Genomic DNA, 6,395 nt, shown 5'->3' with positions numbered 1-6,395 from the left:
CGATTTTTCCGTTTTTGAGATGATGAAAAAACGATCAATAGAGAATTACCGGAATAAGAATATTACAGACCAAACTGTTTTTTACCGGGATCTGAATTATCTGATGAAAGGGGAAGATTATGTGACAAGAGAGATAACCGATTCAATCGTCGAAGAACAGGTACATTTTGAAAAGATGCTGCCGGTCTTTCATAAGGCTTTCGGAGACGCTAACGGTTTCACTTTTGTTATTATCTCAGATAGGGAACTTGAAACGTTAAGTCCGTATATCAACAGGTATATAGGATCTTTACCCGGATTAAAAGATGAATCTGAAATGCCATTTATTTATGATGGAGGTAAAATGCACACATCTGCAGCTAAATTGGTGCGGCCGGCAGGTGATTCTGAACGCGCTGTTGTTTCACTGATTTTTCAACATACCGATATACCGGATAAGAAAGACAGTTATGATTTGAAAAGTGATATAATGAGCAACGTATTAAGAATGAAATTGTTGTCTGAACTGAGGGAAAAAATGGGGATGGTGTACAGTGTAAGTGTGAGTTCCGGTTCCAGGAAATATCCTTCCGAGCTGGCCCGCAATACAATTACATTTGCTTCTGAACCTGACAATTACCCGCTTCTGATTGCCAAAATTAAAACTATCCTGAAAGAAATGTCTGAAAACCCGCATGGCTACGATAGTGAAGTCGAGAATGTGAAGTTGAACCTGATAAATGATATGGCTGTAAATGTGCAGAAAGATTCTTATTGGAGTTCTTTTATAAGAAATTCAACATTCAATGGAAACGAAGACTGGAGCTATATTTCCAATTTCCGGGATATTGTGAATAATATTACAAATGAAGAACTATCTGAATTCTTATCACAGTATTATAATATAAATAATATGATTGAAGCGGTATTGCTTCCCCAAAAAACAAATAACATTCAAATCACTCATCAATAAATTAATGTAATTATGAAGTTTAAAAGTTTATTTTTATTTACTCTTACGCTGGCTATCTTATTGGCCTCCTGTTCATCCGATGAACCAGACACACCCGTATATGAGGCTGCAATGACCTCTTTCGGATTTTATGTCGAAGATAACGAAGGTATCATTGTACAGGACTATGTAGTATCGCCCATCAACCAGACATCTATTTCTGTCCTGCTTCCTGAAGATGTGGATAAAACCCGGTTAGTGGCACGTTTTACCGTTTCGGAGAACGATGTAGTGAAGGTAGAAGAAGTTGTTCAGCAAAGCGGTGTAACAGCAAATGATTTTACGGGACCTGTTGATTATTTTGTATCTGAAGGCACGGCAAATGTGAAATATACTGTAACCGTAGGGAAAGCGCCCGCTTATGTCTGGACCGCATTACCTCCTGTTGCCGAGGAAACCCTTTCTTTAATTATGAAAGTCAGTCCGGCCGGTATCCCTTATATCGCGTATAGGATGGATCGGGAAGCAACAGACGATGAAGCTCTCGCCGTGATGTCTTTAAAAGAAGGTACCTGGTCTTCATTGGGACAGGTTTCGGAAGGACGTGCGGATTCTTATTTTGATATTGCTTTTAAATCCGATGATCTTCCTGCAGTTTCTTATCTGGATTATACAAGTACAATCTCCCGCCAGGCTTCGGTAAAATCATGGAACGGTACCACCTGGAGTTCCCTTGGAAATACCCCGGCAACAACCAATAAAGTCACTTATCATACTATCAACTACGTAAATGATAATAAACTGATGTTATTCGCCATGTATGACGGTCGTGACAATGTCCTTGCCAGAAGGGAATTAAGCGTGAATACTTTTGAAAATGGTATATGGAGTAATAACGCTACAATTCCCGGAAGAGCCTCTGGCCTGGTTGCCTATTTATTGGTATCGGAAAAATTGGATAATGCAATTTATCTGGGGGTTTATAATGCAGTGTCTCCCAATTCTGTATCGGTTTATAAATATGAGAACAATAACTGGACTGCTATTATTGACAAATGGAGTGATGAAAATGCAACCGGTATTAATTTGAGAGATTTTGCTATAGCTGTCGATAGAGAAGGAAATGTGTTTGCAGCTTTGGTCGACGATAGTTCTGAAGGTGTTGCCAAACATAGAGTGATCAGGTATGATGCTGAAACAAAAGAAATATCCAGTGTGGGTAGTTCTATCGGAAGTGCTTCCGGCGGATTGTTTAATTTTGATCTGGCAGTTTCTCCCCTGGGAGTGCCCTATCTTTTCTATAGGAATGAAAGTTTTTTCCCGTCAGTTGTCTCTTTGGATAAAGATACGCAGGACTGGACTACTCCCATTGTACTGGAGTCTGCTGAAGCTGATGATCTGTCACTCGGTTTTGCTCCTGACGGCAAAGCTTATCTGGTGTATACAAAGGATAATAAGATCTATAGCTATAAATATGATGCTCCCGCACAATAGAAGATTTATCCTGAATGTATAGTGTTGGTTTTACGTCAATTTAGTTATATCTCGTAGAAGGATATTAAACGATGAAAGGGTTTGGCGGTTTGTTGAGCCCTTTCATTTTTCTTCAGATCGTTTCAGCTTATATTACTTACCTATTTTTTATCGGATAAGTGGTATTCGACTGCATACTATTCATTTTATATTTGTAGATCCTTATGATGAAAAAAATAATCACATTCGTTGTTATCGCTTTTTGGGTATTCAGCTTATATGCCCAGGATAATTTCAGGTTTATTTTTATGGCTGATGTGCATTACCATGAAAAAAACGGAGCACCCCAGGCATTGGATACAGCAATTGATACGATCAACAAATTAAATCCGGACTTTATTCTCGTGGGAGGAGATATTCTGTATGATGCTTTGAGACGATCGCAGGGTGAAGCCGAAGAGCAATGTCGTTTGTTTTTGGATAAAGCGACAAAATTGAATGCCCCATTATATTATGCTATCGGCAATCATGATCATTTTGCTGTTTACAACAAGAAGATAGATGTCGATCATCCTCTCTATGGCAAGAAGCTCTATGAAAAATATTTTGGCCCCCGCTATTATTCATTCGACTATAAGGGATGGCATTTTATCTCCCTGGATGATATGATGATTACTGAAGACAGGAAATATATCGGAAGACTCGATTCCATTCAATTGAAATGGCTTCAAAAAGATATTGAACAGTTATCCGATACTACCCCGGTTGTTATAATGACGCATGTGCCGTTAATTACGACTCTGTCTCAATGGTATGGCGGCGGAACAAACGCCAACAATAATAAAACAGCGATTGAAAACAGCGAAGAAATCCTTCAATTGTTTAAAAATAAAAACCTCCGGTTAATATTGCAGGGGCATATACATTATTATGAAGTTTTACATCTGTTGAACAAAACAACGGTGATTTCAGCTCCTTCATTTTCAGGTAAATGGTGGATGGGAAAAATGCATGGTATGGAAGAAGGATTTGTTCAGATAGATATAATTGATAATAATAATTTCGATTATCATTATATTGATTACAAATGGAATGTTCAAGAATAGATGGTTTTATATAGCCCGGCCGGTCGCTAAACATATAAACCAGGATTTCCTTAAATAGGAGACAGGAAAAACAGCAGATGATATCTTTTAAAACCTACTTTATTAGAGTGGATTTATTTTGAACAATAAATTGTCTTTATTTCGTAAATATATGTCTTAAATATTCTCAAAATTGGTATTTATTCTTCTCCCAATAAATTTAAACACATCGTTTATTCTCTTTGCCTTACTTTTATGCCTCCATAAATAAACAAATTCTATTAGATGGATAGAATTAAGTTTTATTTTTACTACCTGGATTCTCAATTTGAGGGATTTGCTCCGATCATTCGCATTACTGTTTTTGTGGTGATGCTCCTGTTGTTTTTGTATCTGCTCTCACTATCAAGACTGTTTCTCATCAACAGGGGTATCAGCAAGCGCAGAAGGCGTAGGAAAGAGATCCGCAATAAGTATGAAAATGGTATCAGGGATGTTATTTGCTCTCGGGTTAATTTAGATGCTGAAGATATAAGTAATAGGATCAATCTTCACAAAAGCGACAATAAGCATAAATGGCAAAAGGAGATGTTTACCAAACTCCTGTTGTCCATAAAGGAGAAGGACAGGGAAAAAATAAACCTCAATAATTATAATGAAATCTTGTACTTACTCCGGTTAGAGAATTACTGGGAAAATGAAATATCAACCGGCCGGACAGGTCGAAAAATACGGGGGATAAGAAAAATTGAAGAACTGACGACTGAGGTTGTCAGCGGTATCGTTGCGCCGCTGCTGTATCATAGAAATGAAAACCTGCGCAAGCTGGCCCGGAGTGAATTTATTAAGTTCGAGGAACAGGATGCCTTCAGGTTCTTGGAAGAAGAGGATTTCGATCGTAAATTCAACCGATTGGATGAGATCAGACTCCATAGTTCCATTAAACAAAAATCACAAGAACAGGCATTACCCCTCCTGGCGCAATGGGTTCAGAATGCTCAAAACATCGATTTCAAATGCTTTCTGATTCGTGAGATTGCTTATTTCAAACAAGAAGAAAGCGCACCCTACCTGTTGGAAATCTTCAAAGGGAGCAGAGACAGCAGCGTGCAGGCAGAGATAGTAAAAGCATTGGGTATCTTGCAGTATGAAGGGGCATTACCGGTATTCACCTCTCAATTTAAATTATATAAATTGTCGATACAATACAATATAGTGGATGCTATAGGGAGGATAGGGAAAGAAGAAAGTCTTCCCTTCTTATTCGATATTTACGATGACGCTTATAATAATGAAATGAAATTGAAAGTGTTGGAGGCAATACAAAAATGCAGGGATAAAGACAATATTCTCCTGGATCAACGGTAAGACCTGTAATATCAAAAATAAAGAGCTTATAAGATAATACATATCCGTATCATGCATAAGAAATAATCATACAGCCTATGGACTCAGTTATCTATTTCTATCAGTATATGGTTTATTTTTATTCCATTACCCTTACAACCATTTACCTATTCTTAGCTGTTTTGGGTTTTATGAATATCCGAAAAAAGAGGTTGAGATACACCAAAAAAGAAGAGGCTTTGTTTAATCTTTATCCCGAGGTAGCTCCCGGTATTTCCATTGTGACCCCTGCATACAACGAGGAGGTTATTATTGTTGACAATGTAAAATCGATGTTGAATCTGGATTATCCGAACTTCGAACTGGTGGTTGTAAACGACGGAAGTAAAGACAAAACATTGGAACTGCTGACAGGTCACTTTGAGTTGGAGGAGGTTCCTCTCGATTACACCTACAAAGTACGTTGCCAGCCGGTAAAACGCATTTTTAAATCAAAGAACCCGCAATTTCACCGGCTTACCGTTGTGGATAAGATAAACGGAGGAACAAAAGCCGATGCAATGAACGCTGGAGTCAACTATATTCAATATGATTATTTTATCAATACGGATGTAGATTGTATTTTGTCGCGGGATACCCTTAAAAAAGTGATCTTGCCGGTATTGGATTCCAATGTCCCTGTGATAGCCGTTGGTGCTACCATGCGGATGGTAAACGGATGTGAAATTGATGAGGGTGTGATGACCCGGGTGAGGCCTCCCCGGCAGTTTGTCCCTACTTTCCAGGAAACCGAATACCTGCGCTCTTATCTGGTAGCCAAGATGGGATGGTCGGTGATCAATGCCATACCCAATGTATCCGGCGGATTCGGATTCTTTAGCAGCCGCCTGGTAATCAATGTCGGCGGATTTGACCCTCTTTCGCATGCCGAAGATATGGATATGACTACCCGGATGGTGGCTTATATGCGTGAACGGGGAGAGAAATATAAAATTGAACAGATACCGGATTCCTGTTGCTGGACAGAAGGCCCTTCAAACATTCAGGTTTTGAGAAGGCAACGCACACGATGGGGACGTGGCCTGATACAGATATTTATCGTACATCGCAGGCTGCTCTTTAACCGAAGGTATGGGAGATTGGGCATGTTGGTGCTACCCTATGCCTTTTTTTTCGAATTCTTAGCGCCTGTCATTGAAGCTACGGGGCTTATTTTTCTGATCTTTCTTCTTTTTACTCAACAGATAAATTTCTCTACTTTCTGGCTGATGCTACTCTTTGTCTATTTGATAAGTATAACCGTATCAATGATCACGATCTCCTATGATCTGACTGTGAAAAAACAGTATAAGAAATTCAGAGAGTACTTGCGCCTGGTAGTATTCTCTGCTTTCGAAGCTTTTCTCTATCATCCGTTTGTCGTGTTTTTCAGTCTTACAGGCTATGTGCAGTTTTTTACCCGGAGAAGCTTTAAGTGGGGAGCAATGACCCGGCAAGGATTCTCGCGTGCGACTCCAACAATAAAAATATAACCCGTTTTGTATGCAAGTTGAAATAAA

5 protein-coding genes are annotated in these 6,395 nt (G+C 39.0%); all 5 read left to right on the top strand.

The genetic code is table 11. The features are described from left to right. Nucleotides 1-952, top strand: a 952-nt coding sequence (locus Q0502_RS17185; RefSeq protein ID WP_298653524.1) for an insulinase family protein, incomplete at its 5' end; no start/stop codon positions are given. A gap of 12 nt (nucleotides 953-964) precedes the next feature. Next, entirely contained in the window at nucleotides 965-2,425 is a 1,461-nt protein-coding gene (locus tag Q0502_RS17180) for a hypothetical protein (protein WP_298653522.1), read from the top strand. Between the two features lie 203 nt (nucleotides 2,426-2,628). Next, entirely contained in the window at nucleotides 2,629-3,510 is an 882-nt protein-coding gene (locus Q0502_RS17175; RefSeq protein ID WP_298653520.1) for a metallophosphoesterase, read from the top strand. A 264-nt stretch (nucleotides 3,511-3,774) separates the two neighbouring features. Further along, nucleotides 3,775-4,857 carry a HEAT repeat domain-containing protein gene (locus tag Q0502_RS17170; protein WP_298653518.1) on the top strand — a complete coding sequence of 361 codons (1,083 nt, stop codon included), beginning with the start codon at nucleotides 3,775-3,777 and terminating at the stop codon, nucleotides 4,855-4,857. 77 nt (nucleotides 4,858-4,934) lie between these two features. Next, complete coding sequence (locus Q0502_RS17165; RefSeq protein ID WP_298653517.1) at nucleotides 4,935-6,368, top strand: glycosyltransferase; 1,434 nt, start codon at nucleotides 4,935-4,937, stop codon at nucleotides 6,366-6,368. The last annotated feature ends 27 nt before the right edge of the window (nucleotides 6,369-6,395 follow it).

It is taken from the genome of uncultured Proteiniphilum sp. (genome assembly GCF_937873925.1).
Classification (GTDB): domain Bacteria; phylum Bacteroidota; class Bacteroidia; order Bacteroidales; family Dysgonomonadaceae; genus Proteiniphilum.
The sequence above is the reverse complement of the archived record's forward strand: the minus strand, read 5'-3'. Positions and strand labels throughout refer to the sequence as shown.